Annotated in this window: 17 protein-coding genes; 13 read left to right on the top strand and 4 right to left on the bottom strand. The window is 72.2% G+C overall.

The features are described 5' to 3' along the window. Positions 1–94: 94 nt before the first annotated feature. Positions 95–1900: a sensor histidine kinase gene (locus OP04_RS22350; protein WP_033341741.1), complete on the bottom strand. Its 1806-nt coding sequence runs from the start codon at positions 1898–1900 to the stop codon at positions 95–97. Continuing rightward, positions 1893–2579, bottom strand: a complete 687-nt coding sequence (locus OP04_RS22355; RefSeq protein ID WP_232323693.1) for a response regulator transcription factor — start codon at positions 2577–2579, stop codon at positions 1893–1895. Before OP04_RS22355 ends, OP04_RS22350 begins: the two co-directional genes overlap by 8 nt. Positions 2580–2681: 102 nt before the next feature. Between OP04_RS22355 and OP04_RS22360 the strand changes: the two genes are divergently transcribed. The 5 genes from OP04_RS22360 to OP04_RS22380 all read left to right on the top strand — a co-directional run bounded on the left by OP04_RS22360 (position 2682) and on the right by OP04_RS22380 (position 6983). Then, positions 2682–3230, top strand: coding sequence for a hypothetical protein (locus OP04_RS22360; protein ID WP_157240180.1), 549 nt, complete (start codon positions 2682–2684; stop codon positions 3228–3230). Beyond that, positions 3223–4245: an efflux RND transporter periplasmic adaptor subunit gene (locus tag OP04_RS22365; RefSeq protein WP_051798658.1), complete on the top strand. Its 1023-nt coding sequence runs from the start codon at positions 3223–3225 to the stop codon at positions 4243–4245. Before OP04_RS22360 ends, OP04_RS22365 begins: the two co-directional genes overlap by 8 nt. Next, entirely contained in the window at positions 4242–5423 is a 1182-nt protein-coding gene (locus OP04_RS22370; RefSeq protein WP_033341744.1) for an ABC transporter permease, read from the top strand. The genes OP04_RS22365 and OP04_RS22370 overlap by 4 nt, the downstream gene beginning before the upstream one ends. Before the next feature lie 138 nt (positions 5424–5561). After that, on the top strand, positions 5562–6059 hold the full coding sequence (locus OP04_RS22375; protein ID WP_033341745.1) for a SigE family RNA polymerase sigma factor: 498 nt from the start codon (positions 5562–5564) through the stop codon (positions 6057–6059). Between the two features lie 9 nt (positions 6060–6068). Beyond that, entirely contained in the window at positions 6069–6983 is a 915-nt protein-coding gene (locus tag OP04_RS22380; protein ID WP_033341746.1) for a hypothetical protein, read from the top strand. Positions 6984–7032: 49 nt separating this feature from the next. On the opposite strand, the gene OP04_RS22385 is transcribed toward OP04_RS22380, so the two are convergent. Beyond that, complete coding sequence (locus OP04_RS22385) at positions 7033–7572, bottom strand: SRPBCC family protein (RefSeq protein ID WP_063746666.1); 540 nt, start codon at positions 7570–7572, stop codon at positions 7033–7035. A 196-nt stretch (positions 7573–7768) separates the two neighbouring features. On the opposite strand from OP04_RS22385, the gene OP04_RS22390 reads away from it, so the two are divergent. From OP04_RS22390 to OP04_RS22425, 8 genes are all read left to right on the top strand, one after another. Beyond that, positions 7769–9274, top strand: coding sequence for an NCS1 family nucleobase:cation symporter-1 (locus OP04_RS22390; protein ID WP_033341747.1), 1506 nt, complete (start codon positions 7769–7771; stop codon positions 9272–9274). A 5-nt stretch (positions 9275–9279) separates the two neighbouring features. Then, positions 9280–9996 (top strand): aspartate/glutamate racemase family protein, encoded by a 717-nt coding sequence (locus tag OP04_RS22395; RefSeq protein WP_033341748.1) that lies wholly within the window; start codon positions 9280–9282, stop codon positions 9994–9996. Positions 9997–10239: 243 nt separating this feature from the next. Next, entirely contained in the window at positions 10240–11766 is a 1527-nt protein-coding gene (locus OP04_RS22400) for a long-chain-fatty-acid--CoA ligase (protein ID WP_033341749.1), read from the top strand. A gap of 64 nt (positions 11767–11830) precedes the next feature. Then, positions 11831–12421: a PadR family transcriptional regulator gene (locus OP04_RS22405; protein WP_033341750.1), complete on the top strand. Its 591-nt coding sequence runs from the start codon at positions 11831–11833 to the stop codon at positions 12419–12421. Further along, the gene (locus OP04_RS22410; RefSeq protein ID WP_033341751.1) at positions 12418–13137 is read left to right on the top strand and encodes an ABC transporter ATP-binding protein; all 720 of its coding nucleotides are present in this window, start codon (positions 12418–12420) and stop codon (positions 13135–13137) included. Before OP04_RS22405 ends, OP04_RS22410 begins: the two co-directional genes overlap by 4 nt. Further along, positions 13134–15941: an FtsX-like permease family protein gene (locus OP04_RS22415; RefSeq protein WP_033341752.1), complete on the top strand. Its 2808-nt coding sequence runs from the start codon at positions 13134–13136 to the stop codon at positions 15939–15941. The genes OP04_RS22410 and OP04_RS22415 overlap by 4 nt, the downstream gene beginning before the upstream one ends. Positions 15942–15996: 55 nt before the next feature. Continuing rightward, positions 15997–16416 (top strand): VOC family protein, encoded by a 420-nt coding sequence (locus OP04_RS22420; protein WP_051798662.1) that lies wholly within the window; start codon positions 15997–15999, stop codon positions 16414–16416. Between the two features lie 71 nt (positions 16417–16487). Next, positions 16488–17342 (top strand): NAD(P)-dependent oxidoreductase, encoded by an 855-nt coding sequence (locus tag OP04_RS22425; RefSeq protein ID WP_033341754.1) that lies wholly within the window; start codon positions 16488–16490, stop codon positions 17340–17342. Positions 17343–18481: 1139 nt separating this feature from the next. Here OP04_RS22425 and OP04_RS22430 read toward each other — a convergent pair. After that, positions 18482–19252 carry an SDR family NAD(P)-dependent oxidoreductase gene (locus OP04_RS22430; RefSeq protein ID WP_033341926.1) on the bottom strand — a complete coding sequence of 257 codons (771 nt, stop codon included), beginning with the start codon at positions 19250–19252 and terminating at the stop codon, positions 18482–18484. Between the last annotated feature and the right edge of the window lie 33 nt (positions 19253–19285).

Below are 19285 nucleotides of genomic sequence, written 5' to 3' on the forward strand. Positions count from 1 at the left end.
GCAAGATCTCCCGGTGATCTCTCCGATAGACCCGAGTGCCTCTCTGTCCCAATTAGCCGCAATGCTCGGGTAATGCGAGGGAAACTCTAGCGCGTCAGCGCAGCGGTATACGCAGTGTGAACGTGGCGCCGGAGCCGGGCGGGCTGTCGACGGACACCGATCCGCCGTGCGCCTCCGCGAGCTTCCGGACGATCGACAGCCCCAATCCGCTGCCACCGGTCTGCCGGCTGCGCGACCCGTCCGCCCGCCAGAATCGCTCGAACACGAGGTCGCGCTGCTCGGCCGCGATCCCGGGCCCGGTGTCGGCCACGTCCACGGCCAGCTCCGTGACGTCGGTCCGCGCGGTCACGGTGACCGTGCCACCGGACGGCGTGTGCCGGATCGCGTTCGAGACCAGGTTGCCGACCGCCTGCCGGAGCCGGATCGGGTCCGCACTCACGGTGATCGGCTCCGCGTGCACGCTCAACGTCACGCCGGCCCGCTCCGCGGCCGCGCCGAACGCGTCCGCGACGCCGCGCAGCAGCTCCGCCGCGTCCACCGGCCGCGGGTGCAGGCGCAGCTCACCGGCGTCGGCCGCGGACAGGTCCTGCAGATCCGCGATGACGTGCTGCAGCAGCACCGCCTCCTCCAGCAGCGACGTCACCAGCTCCGCGTCCAGCGGCACGACGCCGTCCTCGACCGCCTCCAGCCAGCCGCGGATGTTCGTCACCGGCGTCCGCATCTCGTGCGCGATGTCGCCGACCATGGCCTTGCGCAGCTCCTCCACCCGCTGTCGTTGTTCCGACATCGCGTTGAAGGCGGCGCCCAGCCGGGCGATCTCGTCGCGGCCGCGGACGCGTACCCGCGTCCCGGCGTCGCCGTCGCGCATCCGCCCGGCCGCCGCGGTGAGCGCGTGCAGCGGCCGGACCAGCCGCAGCCCGGCCAGCACGGTCACGCCGATCGTGACCAGCAGGACCAGCGCGGTGACGCCGATGATCCGGGCCCGGTTCGCCGGCGACAGGTCGAGCCCGACCCGGCCCGGTGCCGGGTCGCCCGGCGTGGTGACGAACAGCAGCACGGCCGGCGCCACGTGCGCGGCCAGCTGCTCCCGGCGCGCGCCGGCCAGGCAGATGCCGGTCGCGGCGTCGTTCTCCCGGGGCTGCCAGGTCCGGTCCGGCGCGAGCCGCACGTGCGGCAGGCCCTGCCGGTCCAGGCAGGCGTTGGTCAGGTCGCCGAGCGTGCTCAGCGCCGCGGTCTCGGACGCGACCGGTGCGGCCAGGTCGGCGCGGTAGGTGCGGCACATCGTGTCCGCGCCGAGGTCACCGCGGACGATCTCCACGACCGGGCGCCCGGTCGGCCCGTCCACGATCCGCGCCTCGATCGGGCCCTGCACCTGCCGTGGCTCCTCCGCCACCGCCGGCATCGGCACCGCCACCGCGTCCTGCGGGTACGGCTCCGCCAGGCACTCCACCACGGTCCGGGCGAGGCTGGTGAGACGCGTGTGCTCCACGTCCGTGATCCGGAACGGGCCGATCGCGCGCGGGTCGATCCGGTCCTCCGGCAGCTCACGGGCCAGGTTCCCGTCCAGCGTGAGCGGGTCCACGGTCGCGGACGCACGCTCCGGAAGCAGCCCGGCCGCGGACTCGGCCAGCGGCACCCGGTCCCGGTCCGTCACGGCGATCCGGTGCCCGGTGCGCTCCGCCAGCTCGCGGACCAGCGGCCCGGCGTCGTTCCAGTCCGGATGGGTGGCCGCGTACCCGGCGAGCGCGTCGTAGATCTCCGCGTCCTCGGTCCGCGCCTGGCCCTGCTCCTGCGCGATCGCGCGCGTGGTGGCGCGCACCGCCAGGTACGCGGTCGCGACGACGGACAGCACGGAGACGCTCACGGTCACGGCCAGCAGCCGGATGAGCAGGCTACGCATCGGCCAGCTTGTAGCCGACGCCGTAGACCGTGAGCAGCCGGACCGGGTGCCGCGGATCCGGCTCGATCTTGCGGCGGAGGTTCATCACGTGCACGTCGACCGTGCGCGCGGTGACGTAGGAGTCGAAGCCGTGCAGGTGCCGCAGCAGCTGGTCGCGCGTGAAGACCCGGCCGGGCTCGCGCGCCATCGTCTCCAGCAGCGCGAACTCGCCCGGCGTGCAGGCGATCAGGGCGTTGTCCGCGCGCACCTCGTGGCGTACCGGATCGACGTGCAGGTTTCCGATCCTCAGCCCCGGATCGGCGCGCCGCTGCGGGGGCCGGGAGCGCCTCAGCAACGTGCGGACCCGGGCCGCCAGCTCCCGCGGGCTGTACGGCTTCGTCATGTAGTCGTCCGCGCCCAGGTCCAGGCCGAGCAGCAGGTCGTCCTCGGTGCTGCGCGCGGTCAGCATCAGCATCGGGACCTCGGACTCGCGGCGCAGGATCCGGCACACGTCCAGGCCGTCGACGCGCGGCATCATCACGTCCAGGACCAGCAGGTCCGGCGGGTTCTGCCGGGCCTGATCCAGCGCGGCCCGGCCGTCACCGACCACCACGACCGCGTGCCCCTCGTGCTCCAGGTAGCGGCGGACCAGCTCGGCCTGCTTCGGGTCGTCCTCCGCCACCAGCACATATGCGCACACGGCGGCGAGTCTAGGCGCGCGGGCGGCCCGCTCACAGGCTCCGGACCGAAGCACTACCGGATGACCACAGGTTCCTGACAATCCGCCGGGAGAGTCCGCGCCATGCGAACGATTCGACTCGGCGTCGTGACCGGCGTGCTGCTGCTGGCGAGCGCCTGCGGCGCGTCCCCCACGGCCGCGCCGCAGGTACCCACGCTCAGCACCGGCACGCCCGCACCGACCACCGTCGCCGGCGCACCGGTGACCGAGGACAAGAGCGTCGAGATCCGGCTCGACTCGACCGAAGCTGAGAAGGAAGCGCTCTGGGAGCGGTACCACGACTGCCTGATCAAGAACGGCGCCGTGCAGCGGCAGAACGACACCGTGGCCGCCCCGGCCGGCGCCGGTTTCGACGAGGAGGACCCGGCCACCAGGGCCGCCTACGACGCCTGCAAGAACCGGCGCCCGTGGGGCCCGAGGGAACTCGACCCGAACTACAACCCGGACTTCGCGGCGCAGTGGGAGGACAACGTGCGCTGCCTGCGGGGCAAGGGCGTGATGGTGCACTCCACCGAGCCGGGCAGCTGGACCTGGGACACCGCGGACACGGTCGTCCCGGAGAACATCGAGGAGCTGGAGAGCGCGTGCATGATCGAGGCGTTCGGTGGCTGAGCGGCTCGCGGTGCTGGCGCTGCTGACCGTGCTGGCCGGCGGCGGCGTCTTCGTGGCGCTGCGGGACCGGCCCCCGGCCGAGGCCCCGCTCGTGATGCCGTCGCTGACCACGGTCGCGGTCGTCCGGACGGACCTGGTCGACAAGCGGCTCTACGCCGGCACCATCGGCTTCGGCACCGCCCGCGTGCTGAAGGGCACCGGCGAGGGCGTGATCACCAAGCTGCCGCAGATCGGCACGGAGGTGGCCCGCGGCACGGAGCTGTACCGGGTCGACGACAAGCCGGTGGTGGTGTTCTACGGCGACACGCCGTTCTTCCGGCCGATCGACAAGCCCGGCATCCAGGGCAGCGACGTGTTCCAGCTGCGTCGCAACCTCGACGCGCTCGGCTACGAGACCTGGGCGGCCGACGAGTCGCTCAGCGACAAACCGCTGATGAACGCGCTGAAACGCTGGCAGCAGAAGCGCGGCCTGGCCGAGCCCGGCACGCTCAAGCCCGGTCAGGTGATCGTGGTCGGCGGCCCCGGCCGGGTCAGCAACCTGGCCGCGGAACCGGGCGCGCCCGCGAGCGGCCCGGTCGTCGAGGTCACCTCCACCACCAAGGTCGTCACGCTCCCGATGAGCGCGGCCGAGGCGGGCAGCGTGAGCCTGAAAGAGGCCGTGACGATCGCGCTCCCGGACGGGCGCGAGGTCAAGGGCACGGTCACCGACATCAGCCGTACGGTGCTGCAGGCCCCGGACTCGACCGAGCCCCCGAAGATCACCGTCACGGTGACGCCGGACGAGCCCCCGCCCTTCGACGCCGCGCCGGTCCAGGTGCGCTTCACCATGGCCGCGCGTGAGCAGGTGCTGGCCGTGCCGGTCGGTGCGCTGGTCGCGCTGCGTGAGGGCGGCTACGCGCTGCAGACGCCGGACGGCACGCTGATCGCGGTCACCACCGGCGTGTTCGCCGGCGGCCTGGTCGAGGTCAGCGGCGCCGGCGTGGACACCGGCACCACGGTGGTGACCACGCCGTGAGGCTCTCCCCCGGCGACGTGGTGCGGCTCGGGCTGCTCGGGCCGCGCATCCGCAAGGCCCGCGCCGCGCTCTCCGCGCTCGGCATCGCCATCGGCATCGCCACCATGCTGGTCGTCACCGGCATCCCCGCGTCCAGCGGGCGCGCGCTCGACGCGGAGCTGGCCGCGCTCGGCACCAACCTGCTGCGCGTCCAGCCGGTGTCCAAGGGCGACAAACCGGTGCCGCTGCCGGCCGAGTCGATGGACATGGTCGCCCGGATCGCGCCGGTCGAGGTGGCCAGCGCGGTCGCGAACGTCCACTCGGTCGCGCGCCGCTCCGACCTGGTCTCCGTCCACGACGGCTGCGGGCTGACCGTGCTGGCCGCACGCACCGACCTGCTGCCCGCGGTCGGGGCCCGGCTGGTCTCCGGCACGTTCCTGACCGAGGTCACGTCCCGGTTCCCGGTCGCGGTGCTCGGCGCGGAGGCCGCGCACCGGCTCGGCGTCGGCCCGATCAGGACCGGCGCGCCACCGCCGCAGATCAGCGTCGGCAACCGCTGGTTCAGCGTCTCCGGCATCCTGGCCCCGGTCCCGCTCGCGGCCGACCTGGACCAGTCCGTGCTGATCGGCTGGGACGCGGCCCGGGACACGCTCGGCTTCGACGGGCACCCGACCGTGCTCTACGTCCGCGCGGACGACGCCGCACTCGAGGACGTGCGCGCGATCCTGCCCGCCACCGCGAACCCGCAGCTGCCCGGCATGGTGATGGTCAGCCGCCCGTCCGACGCGCTGGCCGCCCGGCGGGCCACGCAGAGCGCGTTCGGCTCGCTGGTGCTCGGCCTGGCCGCGGTGTCGCTGCTGGTCGGCGGCGTCGGCGTGGCCAACACCATGGTCATCTCGGTGCTGGAGCGCCGCTCCGAGATCGGCCTGCGCCGCGCGCTCGGCGCCCATCGCGGCCAGATTCGCCTCCAGTTCCTGGCCGAGTCCGTGGTCCTGTCCGGGCTCGGCGGCCTCACCGGGACCGCGCTCGGCGTGCTGGCCGTGCTCGCGTACGCCACCTGGCAGTCCTGGCCCGTGGTCATCCCGGTCTGGGCAGCGGCCGGCGGTCTCGGCGGCGCGGTGCTGGTCGGCGTGGCCGCCGGCGTCTATCCCGCGGTACGCGCCGCGAACCTCCCGCCGACCGAGGCCCTGGCATCCTGAGCGTGCAACCTTCCGGCGATCCGGTCTCGTGATTATCGCCGACAGAACGGAAGGGGGTAGGTATGAGCGAGCTTGCGAGCGAATCAAGGGCTCAGCGCCTGAACTCATGTCGCTGGGAAAGCGAAGCGCGGAGGCGGCATGAGTGATCGCGACGAGGCGTTCACCGAGTACTTCGCCGCCCGGTCGGACGCCATGCGCGGGACGGCGTTCCTGCTCTGCGGCGACTGGCACCGGGCCGAGGACCTGGTGCAGACCGCCTTCACCAAGCTGTACCGGCACTGGCACCGCGTGTCCCGGTACGAGGCGCTGGACCCGTACGTCCGCCAGGTGCTCATCCGCACCTACATCGACGACGGGCGCCGCGGCTGGTGGCGGCGGGAGCGGACCGCACCGGTCCCGTTCGACCGGCCGGACCACACGGCGGCGACGCCCGACGACCGGCTGATGCTGCTCCAGGCCCTGGCGGACGTGCCCCGGCGGCAACGCGCGGTGCTGATCCTCCGCTACTGGGAGGACCTGTCCGTCGAGGAGACCGCGTCGATCCTGCGCTGCTCACCCGGGACCGTGAAGAGCCAGGCCTCCCGCGGCCTGGACACGCTCCGGACCCTGCTCACCCGCCCCGTCACCACCGGATAGGAGATCTTCGTGGACGAGAACACCCTTCGCGACGCTCTGCGCAGCACGATGACGCTCGACGCACCACCGCCCATGGAGTCCTCCACCGCGCTCGCCGCCGGCCGCCGTGCCGTGCGTCAGCGGTTCGCCGTGGCCACGGCCGGGACCGCCGCCGCGCTGGCCGTCACGGTCGGCTGGGGGCTCGGCCCCGGCACCGCGCTGTTCCAAGGCTCCACCCAGGCCGCGGGGCCCGGCACGGACCCGCTCGCGCCAGTCGCCGCCGCACCGAGCAGGCAACCGCAGCCGGGGATCCCCGCAGGCGAGCCCGCACCGGGCAACGGATCGCCGGCCCCGACCGGCACCGAGCCGGTCTGGCCGCTGGACGGCGACGGTAAGCCCCAGACGGACGCCACCTCCCGCTCCGGCCACCGGTTCGAGCAGGGCGTCAAGGTCCGCGACGAACTCCTCGCCGTGATCCCGGACGGCTTCACCGCCGGTGAGCAGTACCACCAGGCCACGGCCGAGGGCCAGGGCAAGGAGGCCGGCTCCACCTGGCAGTACTCCACCAGCATCCCGATCACCAAGGACGGGCGTACCGGACGGATCGAGGCCGAGGTCCACACGCCCGGCAACGGCCTGCCGGACGACCTGTGCACGCTCGCCATCGCCCGGTTCGGCGGCGTCGCCGAGACCTGCCAGGTGACCACGGTGGACGGCAAGCAGGTCGCGGTGGTCACCCCGACCGGCACCGAGACCTTCGCGCAGGAAGCCCGCGCCGATCAGTGGGCCGCCTACCGCCACCCGGACGGCACCGTCGTCATCATCGCCCAGGACCGCACCGCCACCCAGGCCGGCGGCAGCGGCGCCACCCCGCTCACCACGCTCCCGCTCACCGCCGAGGCCCTGGCCACGCTGGCCACGGACGCCCGCTTCCACCTGAGCTGACCTTCGCCCGTGTGGTGACCGGCCCCTGCGCCGGTCACCACACGGGTGCTCAGCGGCTCTCGGCCACGTCCTCGATCCGCTGGACCCAGTCCTGGAGCCCGGTGTCGAGAAGAGCCTGGAAGCCGGGGACGTCGGCCTCGACGACCGCACCCGACCAGGACTCCTCCGTCGTGACGAGCACGCCGCCCCGCACCTTCCGGAAGGTGAACAGGTGCACGCCGTCGATGCCGCCGACCGGCGCGCCCCAGGCCGTGCACCGCCGCTGCTCGACCGTCAGGACCGTGGACGTGACGTGCATGCCCTGCGGATTCCACTCGAAGACGGAGCCACGGCGCAGCGGTCCCGGCGTCTTCGTCACGGCCGGCGTGATCTCGGGGATCCAGGTGTCCCACCGGTCGATGTCCGTGTGCATCCGCCAGACCGTCGGCACCGGCGCGCTGACGAACCTGCTGGCCCGGCCGATCACCGGCGCATCCCGGTCGACGGTCACCCGTCCGCACTTCTGGAAGGCGGGCTCCGAGGCCTGTGCCGGCGCCGGAACAGCGACGAGGACGGCGACTCCGAGCGCGGCGATAACGATCTTCTTCATCCGGTCAGCGTGCCGGGAACCGGTCACCACCGCGTCGGTCCCCGATGCCTAGCCTGGCCGGCGGAAGCGCCTAGGCACCATGCGCCGCCGGAAGATATATATTCCCGCTCATCGCTGCGAAACCAAACGTTCATAGCGTGTGCTCCACGGGCCGCGAGGACCCGATGACCAGGCGTATGACCTGAGGAGCGCATCCATGGCCGACACATTGCACCCACCGCAGGATCTCGTCGAGGCGGCCGGCATGCCGGTCGGCAGCGGCCTCATCAAGCCGGGCTACGACCCCGCGCTGACGAACGAGGATCTCGCGCCCCTGAAGGAACAGAAGTGGGGCGCGTACAACATCTTCGCGTTCTGGATGTCCGACGTGCACAGCGTCGGCGGGTACGTCACCGCGGGCAGCCTGTTCGCGCTGGGCCTGTCGTCCTGGCAGGTGCTGGTGTCGCTGCTGGTCGGCATCACGATCGTCTACTTCTTCTGCAACCTGGTGGCCCGGCCGTCGCAGGTCACCGGCGTGCCGTACCCCGTCATCTGTCGCAGTGTCTTCGGCGTGCTCGGCGCGAACGTGCCGGCGATCATCCGAGGCCTGATCGCGGTCGCCTGGTACGGCATCCAGACCTATCTGGCCAGCGCCGCGCTCGACGTCGTGGTGCTGAAGCTGTGGCCGGGCCTGGCCCCCTACGCGGACGTGAACCAATACGGCTTCCTGGGCCTGCCGCTGCTCGGCTGGTGCACGTACGCGCTGCTCTGGGTGCTGCAGGCCGCGGTGTTCTGGACCGGCATGGAGACGATCCGGCGGTTCATCGACTTCTGCGGTCCGGCCGTCTACGTGGTCATGTTCGCGCTCACCGGCTACCTGATCCACGAGGCCGGCTGGAGCGCGATCAACCTGACGCTCGGCGACGTGGAGTACCACGGCTGGGACGCGCTGCCGATCATGCTCGGCGCGATCGCGCTGGTCGTCTCCTACTTCTCCGGACCGATGCTGAATTTCGGCGATTTCTCGCGGTACGGCAAGTCGTTCCAGGCGGTCAAGACCGGCAACCTGCTCGGCCTGCCGGTCAACTTCCTGGTGTTCTCGCTGCTCACGGTCGTCACGGCGTCGCTGACCATCCCGGTCTTCGGCGAGCTGATCACCGACCCGGTGGCGACCGTGGCCAGAATCGACAGCACCTTCGCGATCGTGCTCGGCGCGCTCACGTTCACGATCGCCACGATCGGCATCAACATCGTCGCGAACTTCATCTCGCCCGCGTTCGACTTCTCCAACGTCAGCCCGCAGCGCATCTCCTGGCGCGCCGGCGGCATGATCGCGGCGGTCGGCTCGGTGCTGATCACGCCGTGGAACCTCTACAACAACCCCGACGTGATCCACTACACGCTCGAGGTGCTGGGCGCGTTCATCGGACCGCTGTTCGGCGTGCTGATCGCGGACTACTACCTGATCCGCAACCGGAAGGTCGACGTGGACGACATGTTCACGCTCTCCCCGGACGGCCGCTACCACTACACCGGCGGCTACAACATCGCCGCGATCCTGGCCACCGCGATCGGCGCGGTCATCGCGGTCATCCCGGTGCTGCTCAAGGCGAGCGACGTCGCCCAGTACTCCTGGTTCATCGGCATGGGCCTCGGCCTCGCCTCCTACCTGCTGCTGGCGCCGGTGTTCCGGGTGCGGCAGCTCAGCGGCGCGGGGGTCTGACCAGCGTGCTCATCCAGGTCATCAACCCCAACACCACGGACGCGATGACCGCCACGATCGAGACGAGTGCCCGAGCCGCCGCCGGCTCGGGCACGCTCATCGAGGCGGTCACCCCGGTCATGGGCCCGGCCTCGATCGAGAGCCATTACGACGAGGCGCTCGCCGTCCCCGGCATCCTGCACGCGATCACGTCCACGCCGCCCGCCGACGCCTACGTGATCGCCTGCTTCGGCGACCCCGGCCTGGACGCCGCGCGCGAGCTGGCCACCGGCCCGGTGATCGGCATCGCCGAGGCCGCCATGCACGCGGCCATGCTGCTCGGACGCGGCTTCAGCGTGGTCACCACGCTGTCCCGCACCCGCGGGCGCGCCTGGGACCTCGCCGCCCGCTACTGCCCGCCCGGCGCCTGCCGCGGCGTGCACGCCACCGACATCCCGGTCCTCGACCTGACCCCCTCATCGTTGAAGGAGGTCGTCGGCCTGGCCCGGCACGCGCTCGACCACGACGGCTCCGACACGATCGTCCTCGGCTGCGCCGGCATGGCCGACCTCTGCGCCGCCGCCACCCGCGAACTCGGCGTCCCCGTCATCGACGGCGTCGCCGCCGCCGTCGCCCTCGCCGAGTCCCTGGCCCGCCTCGGCCTCCGCACCAGCGCACGCGACGAGTACGCGCCTCCGATACCGAAGGCCTACAAAGGACAATTATCGGGCTTCGCCCTTTAAATCACTTTATATACCCACTTCCGGCGTGGTCCCGTTCCGCATGCTCCCGCGGGCCGCCGGATCCGTGGCCGGTCCCGTCCCCGAAGACCCGCCCGGTGGTTCACGCCCCGCCCCGGCACTCCCGGCGCCGGTTCCGGCGCTTCCGGCACTCCCGGGCCCGGTTCCGGTGCGCTCCGGCCTGGAGATGCCCTCCAGACGGAGCCGTCCACTCGCTGTCAAGACCGCGGGCCTACCGTCGGCGCCATGCTCAGCCTCGCCATGCTGCTCGAAGACAGCGCCCGCAACCATCCGGACCACGACGCGCTGGTGCTGGGCACCCGGCGGTGGACCTACGCCGAGGTCGACGCGGAGAGCCGGCGGGTGGCGGATCTACTGGTCGCGCACGGCATCGAGCCGGGCGACCGGGTGGCGCTGTCCTGCCCGAACCTGCCGTGGTTCCCGATCGTCTACTACGGCATCGTCAAGGCCGGCGCGGTCGTCGTACCGCTGAACGTGCTCTCCCGGCAGCGCGAGATCCAGTACTTCCTGGCCGACTCCGGCGCCAAGGCGTTCTTCAGCTTCTCCGCCGACGAGGGCTACGCCGCGTTCACCGACGCCCCGGAGTGCGCGCACTTCTTCCTCATCACGGCGGAGCCCGCGCAGGAATCGCCGATCGACGGCGTGCGGACGCTCGGCGAGGCGCTGGCCGGCCGCTCGGACGACTTCGAGACCGTGCTGCGCCAGGAGACCGACCCGGTGGCGATGCTCTACACCAGCGGGACCACCGGCCAGGCCAAGGGCGCGCTGCTCACCCACTCGAACCTGCTGATGCACACGGCCACGGCCAACCGGATGCTGGCCAGCACGCCGCTCGCCGACACGCACCTGGTGGTGCTGCCGCTGTCGCACGTGTTCGCGGCCACGGTGAACCTGCACGCCGGGTTCGCCGGCGTCTCGACGCTGATCCTGATGCCGCGGTTCGAGCCGCGGGCCGCGCTGCGGGTCATGGAGACCACGCGCATCACCTACTTCGTCGGCGTGCCCACGGTGTACCGGGCGCTGCTCGGCGCGCTGACCGGCGACACCGACATCGCGACGATCGGCGCCAATCTCCGGCGTGCGATCTCGGCCGCGTCGGCGCTGCCGGTGGCGGTCATCGAGGCGTTCGAGAAGCACTTCGGCGTCACGATCCTGGAGGGCTACGGCATGACCGAGAGCTCGCCGACGATCTGCTTCAGCAAGCCGGGCGCGCCGGCCCGGCCCGGTTCGGTCGGCCTGCCGATCTGGGGTGTCGACGTGAAGCTGGTCGACGCGGACGGCGAGACGATCGTCGGCCCGGACCGGGTCGGCGAGATCCTGGTCCGCGGCCACAACGTCATGCGCGGCTACCACAACCGCCCGGCGGAGACCGCCGAGGTGCTGCGCGGCGGCTGGCTGCACACCGGCGATCTGGGCCGCCGCGACGCCGACGGCTGGTACTACGTGGTCGACCGCCTGAAGGACCTGATCATCCGCGGCGGCTACAGCGTCTACCCCCGTGAGGTCGAGGAGGTGCTGGCGAGCCACCCCGACGTGTCCCTGGCCGCGGTCATCGGCGCGCCCGACGAGGCGCTGGGCGAGGAGGTCAAGGCCGTCGTCGTCCTGCGCCCCGGCGCCACGCTCACCCCCGGTGACCTCATCGCCTGGAGCCGCGACCTGCTGGCCTCCTACAAGTACCCCCGGATCGTCGAGTTCACCGACGCGCTGCCACTGAACGCGATGGGAAAGCCACTCAAACGCGAACTGCGCTGATCTCCCGCAACGCCCTGACCTGGCTTCTTGCGCGGCACATACTCGGTATGCATACTCCGTAGGTATGTCCATTCGCCACGGCCTGCTCGCGCTCCTGGAGCGCGGTCCGATGTACGGCTACCAGTTACGCGCCGCGTTCGAGGAGAGCGTGGGCGGCACCTGGTCGCTGAACATCGGGCAGGTCTACACCACGCTGTCCCGGCTCGAACGCGACGAGTTCGTGCTTCCGCTCCCGGAGAACGACGGGGGCCAGCGACCCTACGAGATCACCGGCACCGGGCGGGCCGAGCTGGCCCGCTGGTTCGCCACGCCGATCGAGCGCACCGACCGTCCGCGCGACGAGCTGGCCATCAAGCTCGCGCTCGCGATGACCACGCCCGGCGTGGACGTGGCCGCGGTCGTGCAGAGCCAGCGGACCGCCGGCGTCCGCGCGCTGCAGGAGTACACGCGGCTCAAGACCCGCCAGGACAAACAGGCACAGGACGATCTGTCCTGGCTGCTGGTGCTGGACGCGATGATCTTCCAGTGCGAGGCGGAGATCCGCTGGCTGGACCACTGCGAGGCGACGATCCTCCGCCGCACCCGGACCGCGAGACCCGCAGAGCAAGCCCAGACCCCGGAGCCCCACCCGGTACGTAAAGAGGCGCGCAGATGACGGACGTGCTGGAGCTCCGCGATGTCCACCGCACCCACGGCGACGGCGCGAACGCGGTGCAGGCGCTGCGCGGCGTGACGCTGACCGTGCGTCCGGGCGAGCTGGTCGCGATCATGGGACCGTCCGGGTCCGGCAAGTCGACGCTGCTCAACCTGGCCGGCGGCCTGGACCGTCCCACCGGCGGCGAGGTGCTGGTCGAGGGCGCGTCACTCGGCACGCTGAGCCACCGCCGGCTCTCCGCCGTGCGCCGCCGCACCATCGGGTACGTCTTCCAGGACTTCAACCTGCTCCCCAGCCTCACCGCGGCGGAGAACGTGGCGCTCCCGCTGGAGCTGGACGGCAAGAGCATCCGCGCCGCCCGCCGTGCCGCACTGGCCGCGCTCACCGAGGTGGACCTGGCCGACCTGGCACACCGCTTCCCGGACGAGATGTCCGGCGGGCAGCAGCAGCGCGTCGCGATCGCCCGTGCGCTGGTCGGCGAGCGCCGGCTGGTGCTGGCGGACGAGCCGACCGGCGCGCTGGACTCGCAGACCGGCGAGGCCGTGCTGCGCGTGCTGCGCGAGCGGGTCGACGCGGGCGCGGCCGGGCTGCTGGTCACGCACGAGGCCCGGCACGCGGGCTGGGCGGACCGGGTGATCTTCCTGCGCGACGGCGTCATCATCGACTCGTCCGGCCCGCTCGGTTCCGCCGACGACCTGCTGGAGCGCACGTCATGAGGTCCTGGCTGACCGCGCTGCGGATCTCCCGCCGCGAGATGCGCCGCGCCAAGGGCCGGTCCGCCCTGGTCATCGCCATGATCGCGTTGCCGGTGGTCGCACTCGGGTACGCGGCCGCGTCGTACGACATGTTCACGCTCACGCCGGCCGAGACCGTCACCCGGCAGCTCGGCACCGCCGACGCGTCCATCCGCCCGATCCTGGGCGAGCCGGTCCTCCAGGATGCCGACGGCGTCCGCTGGGAGCCGGCCGCCTTGAAGCCGAGCGAGGAGTTCGCCTGGGCGGAGCCGATGACCGAGGCCGTGGCGCTGTCCGTGGCGCCCGAGGGCAGCCGGGTGGTGCCGGTCCACACCAGCGGCTTGCAGGTCCGGACCGCGACCGAGGGCCTGGCCTACATGTCCGCGTACGAGATGGACCTCGCCGACCCGATCTACCGGGGCCGGGCCGTGCTGCTGGACGGCCGGGCGCCCGCCGCGCCCGGCGAGGTGGCCATGACCGAGGCCGCGCGCGAGCGGGTGGGCGACACCATCCGCACCCGGGACGGCAGCCGGTCGTGGACCGTGGTCGGCACCGTCGAGTTCCCGGCCGAGCTGGGTCAGTCGCTGGTCTTCGCGCCCGGCACGCTGCCCCGCGACGCCACGGCGGAACCGGCCGGCACCGCGGCGGAGTGGCTGGTCGACGCGCCGGCGCCGATCGACTGGGCGGCGGTCCAGGAGATCAACAAGTCCGGCGCCCTGGTGACCTCCCGGGCCGTGCTGCTCGACCCGCCCGACCCGTCCGAGACGCCGATCAGGCTCGACGACGACCAGACGTTCGCCGGCGGCCGCCTGTCGCTGGCGCCGCTGGTGATCGGCCTGGCCATGCTGGAGATCGTGCTGCTGGCCGGCCCCGCGTTCGCGGTCGGCGCGCGACGGCGGCAGCGCTCGCTCGCGCTGATCGCCGCGAACGGCGGCACGCGCGCCCACCTGCGGCGCATCGTGCTCGCGGACGGTCTGGTGCTCGGCCTGGCCGGCGCCGCGATCGGGCTGGTGCTGGCCGTGCCGCTGGCGCTGCTGGCCCGCCCGCTGGCCGAGGAGATGCTGGTCGGCGCGCGGGCCGGTGGCTACCGGTTCAACCCGCCGATGCTGGCCGGCATCGTGCTGCTGGCCGTGGTGACCGGGCTGCTGGCCGCGGCCGTGCCCGCGTTCACGTCCGCGCGGCTGAACGTGGTGGCCGCGCTGACCGGCCGCCGCGGCGTGGTCCGCTCCAAGCGCCGATGGCTGTTCCTGGGCCTGATCCTGGTCGCGGCCGGCGCCACGCTCGCGACGCTGGGCACGATCCGGATCGGGCCCGACGTGATCATGTTCGGCCTGGTGGTCGCGCAGATCGGCCTGGTGCTGTGCACGCCGTCGCTGGTCGGGCTGATCGCGCGGGCCGGCGGCGTACTGCCCCCGGCACCCCGCATCGCGCTGCGCGACACCGCGCGCAACCGGTCCTCGTCCGCGCCCGCGATCTCCGCCGTGATGGCCGCGGTCGCCGGCACGGTCGCGATCGGCGTCTACTTCGCCAGCGTCACCACCCAGCAGCGGGAGAGCTACACCCCCTCGTTGCCGGCCGGGTACGTCAGCATCGGCTACGACCTCGGCGGCGACTCCTACAGCGCGGCGACGCCGGACCGGGCGCGGGCCGCGCTCGCCACCACGTTCCCGGGCGCCACCATGACGGAGATCTCGGAGGCGGTCTGTCCGGACAGGCCCGACCCGGGACGCTGCGGCATCTATCCGCGCCGCCCGCCCGCGCAGCTCTGCCCCGGCACGGACAACCCGCCGACCTCCCGGAAGGAGATCGACGCGCTCCTGGCCGACCCTCGATGCGCCAAGGAACACATCACCCAGGGGTACGCGTACGCGCCGTTCATGTCCGTGGTCGGCAACCGGGACACGCTGGTCGCGCTGACCGGCGCGTCCGGCGACGACCTGGCCCGCGCCGTGGCCGTGCTGGACCGTGGCGGCGTGGTCGTCACCGACCCGTTCCTCATCGACAACGGCGTGGTCACGCTCGACGTCTCCGTCGCCGCCCCGCAGCCGTCCGGGAGCGGCGAGACCACCGGACAGACCGGGAGCACCGGAGAGACCGGGAGCACCGCGAGCGGCGAAAGCACCGGTCCCGGCGAGACCACCGAGCCCGACGTGCGGACGATGACCGCGCCCGGCTACCTGCTGGAGACCGGCCGGTACGCCACCCTCGGCCTGGTCTCCCCCGCGCTGGCCCGGCAGGCCGGGCTGAACATCGCCGCGAGCGGCCTGGTCGTGCACACCCCGGCCACGCCCGAGATCACCACCATCGACCGGCTCTCCGCGAACCTGGCCGAGGCCGGGCTCGGGAACCCGTTCGTGGAGACCGGCCCGGACAGCAGCTACGACGTGGTCCTGTTCATCCTGGCCGCCGCGTCCGCGCTGATCACGCTGGGTGCGGCCGGGATAGCGACCGGCCTGGCCGCGGCCGACGGCCGGGCGGACCTGACCACGCTGGCCGCGATCGGCGCCGCGCCCGGCGTGCGCCGGTGGCTGTCGCTCAGTCAGTCCGGCGTGATCGCCGGGCTCGGGTCACTGCTCGGCGTGGCGGCCGGCATCGGGTCCGCGTTCGCGGCGCTGGCCGCCGTGAACGAGAGCAGGATGGTCGAATGGCCCGTCCCGACCCTGTACCCGCTCGCCGTACCATGGCTGAATCTGATGTTGATCTTGATTGTGCCGCTGGTGGCGATGCTCGGTGCGGGCCTGCTGACCCGCTCACGACTGCCGATCGAGAGACGCCGGCCTACGTGACCGATCGCGCCGCCGCCCCGCACGGGCGGCGGCGTTTTCGGTCAGGATGGACCGCATGACCGTCCCGAAGATGCGCCAGGTGGTGCTCGACACGACCGATCCGCGCGGCCTCGCCGAGTTCTACCGTGAGCTGCTCGCGCTCGACTATCGCGCCGGCGACGCGCCGCCCCCGCCCGGCGCCGACGACCCGCTCGGCCGCGACTGGCTGGTGCTGTGCGAGCCCGGCGGCCCGCCGAAGATCGCGTTCCAGCACGTGCCCGAGCTGGCGCGCCCCACCTGGCCGCGCAGTCACGACGTCCCGCAGCAGCTGCACCTGGACCTGTCCGTCGACAGCACCGAGGAGCTGCACGCCCAGCACGAGCGCGTGCTCGGCCTCGGCGCCACGCTGCTGCTGGAGCGCCTCGACGACCCCGACGAGCCGCTGCGGGTCTATGCGGACCCCGCCGGCCACCCGTTCTGCATTTTTGTGGGGTGAGCCATAGACGTCGAACCCGGCCGGTCGCGCGACGTCTTGAGGGCATCTTCGACGGTTCCGGAGGAACAACTGTGACAACCCTTGGTTTCATCGGCCTCGGCACGATCGGCCAGCCCATGGCGCTCAACCTGGCCCGCGCCGGCGCCGACCTCGTCGTGTGGAACCGGACGGTGTCGCGCACCGCGCCGCTGCGCGAGGCCGGCGCGCGGGTGGCGTCCACGATCGGCGAGGTCTTCGCCGAGGCCGAGGTGATCATCCTGATGCTGGCCCACGCCGCGGCCGCGGACGAGGTGCTCGACGGCGCCGCACTCACCGGCCGCACCGTCGTGCACATGGGCACCATCGCGCCGGAGGACTCACTGCGGCTGGAGGCCGCCGTGCACGCCGGCGGCGGGGCCTACGTGGAGGCGCCGGTCTCCGGCTCCCGCGTCCCCGCGGAGAAGGGCGAGCTCATCGCCATGCTGGCCGGCGACCCGGCCGCGGTCGAGACGGTGCGCCCACTGCTGGCGCCGATGTGCCGCGAGACGTTCGCCTGCGGCCCGGTGCCCGGCGCGCTCACCATGAAGCTGGCCACCAACATCTTCATGCTCAGCAGCGTGACCGGCCTGATCGAGTCGTTCCACTTCGCCGCACGCCACGGCCTCGACCTGGAGACGCTGCGCTCCGTCGTGGACAACAGCCAGATGGCCAGCGGCATCTCCCGGGTGAAGTCCGCGAAGCTGGTCGCACGCGACTTCTCCCTCCAGGCCGGCACCGCAGACGTCCTGAAGAACATCCGCCTGGTCTCCGACGCGGCCCGGACGGCCGGCGCCGGCATCCCGATGACCGACACCATGCACCGCCTCATCGAGGAGACGGTCGTGCTCGGCCACGGCGCGGAGGACTTCACCGCCGCCCTCAAGACCCTGGAGGTCCGCGACGCGTAGGGGGTGGCGCGGATGTCGGTTTATGGGGTTTTGGGGTGCGAGGGCTGGGCTCGTGTCGATGGCTTCGGCGCGGGGGTCCAGGCCCGTGTCGATAGCTGAGGCTTCAGCACGGGGGCCAGGCCCACCCCGATAACCGAGACTTCAGCACGGGGGCCAGGCCGCAGATCCACTTCCTCTACCGCGTGCTCTGCCGCATCGCGCCGTCCCCGATGGCCCGCCCCGATAGCTGAGACTTCAGCCCGGGGATCCGGGCCCGCCCCGATAGCTAAGACCTCAGCCCGGGGATCCGGGCCCACCCCGATAACTGAGACTTCAGCATGGGGGCCAGGCCCACCCCGATAGCTGAGACTTCGATGCGAGGATTCCGCTCGCCTCGGCTACCGAGGCCGGTTCGGGGTCCGGAGCCTTTCGATCGAGCGGGCACGCTGTGCCCGAAATTTTGGGAAACAGTCGCCCAGGCAACTGGGCCAGCCTTGGTCTGACGCCGAAGGCAGTAGCGGGCACTCCGTGCCCGAAATTTCATGAAATAGTTGCCATCGCGATCGCGGCGGCCTCGTCCTTACACCGGAAGCTCGGCAATCCACGGGCGCTGCCGCGCCCGAAATTTCGGTCTATTGGTTGCGTTGGGTGGTCTGGTGCCGGTTCTTGCCTCCGGCGGGAGCGCTCCGGCTTCGGGGCAGGATCGAACACCTTTCAGCTGCGCTGAGCCCCATTCCCGCGGGTGGCTGGGTTTCGTGCGGCCCGGGAAAGGGCCACCAGAGCCGTAAGGATCTTGAGTCCCGGATATTGGACGCGTTCCTCGGGGTGCGGGAGAGGCGCGGTCGGCCATGCCGCGACCAGGTCACCGGCTACGCGCCGGCGAGATCGGCCCGCGCCGAGCACGACGATCAGCGGCTGCCGGTGGCTATTTACCGAAATGTCGGGCGACGAGCGTTCGGCAGACGGGCTGAGGCCGGGAGCCAGGCCGGGGCGCCTACTTCGACTCGTTTCCCGCCCGGCACGTCGCCGGCCGGGCCAAACCGGCGCTGAACGCTCGGCAACGGCGTGGGGCGGCCCCGATCACCGGTGAGGGCCGCGTTTACGGCGTTGGGTGGTGATCGGGGCCGCCGGCGACGCGCGGGCCCGGGTGTGAGGGGTGCTCAGGTTGCGGTGTAGCCGCCGTCGACGGCCAGGACCGAGCCGGTGACGTAGGAGGCGGCGGGAGTGGCCAGGAAGACGTAGGGGGCCGCGATCTCGTCGACGGTGGCACGGCGACCGAGCGGAGTGAAGGTGTTGATCCGCAGGTCGGAGGCGGGGTTGTCGTGGGCGGTGACGCTGTCCATGATGTTGGCGACGTAGCCGGGTGCGACGGCGTTCACCCGGATCCGGTGCGGGGCCCACTCGGCGGCCAGCGTCCGCGCGAGTTGGTTGATGCCGCCCTTGCTGGCCGCGTACGGCGCGAGCGTGGGAATGCCGATGCTCCCCGCGATGGACGAGGTCATGGTGACCGACCCGGCACCGCCCTGCGCGATCCAGTGCCGGGCCGCGGCCTGGGCGGGCAGGAAGGCGCCGCGCAGGTTGACCGCGAGGACCCGGTCCCACTCGTCGGCGGTGTAGTCGACCGCGGGTTTGATGATGTCGATGCCCGCGTTGCAGACCACATGGTCGAGCTGCCCGAACGCGGCGAGCGCGTGTGTGATGAGATCACCGGCGACGTGCTGGTCGGCGATGTCGCCGGGCAGGCGGGCCACCCGGTCGTCCGGGTACCGCTCGCGCAGGGTCTGGAACGTCCGCTCGGTCTCGTCCGCGTCGTATCCGTTGATCAGGACGCGGGCGCCGTGCGAGAGCAGGGCGCGGGCAATGGCGAGGCCGATGCCGCGGCTGGAGCCGGTGACGACGGCGGCCGTCCCGGTCAGGTCGAACAGATCCACGGCCGTCACGCTAGCGGTCCGCGGTTGGCGTAC

The sequence above is a fragment of the Catenuloplanes japonicus genome (assembly GCF_000717135.1).
GTDB classification, from domain to species: domain Bacteria; phylum Actinomycetota; class Actinomycetes; order Mycobacteriales; family Micromonosporaceae; genus Catenuloplanes; species Catenuloplanes japonicus.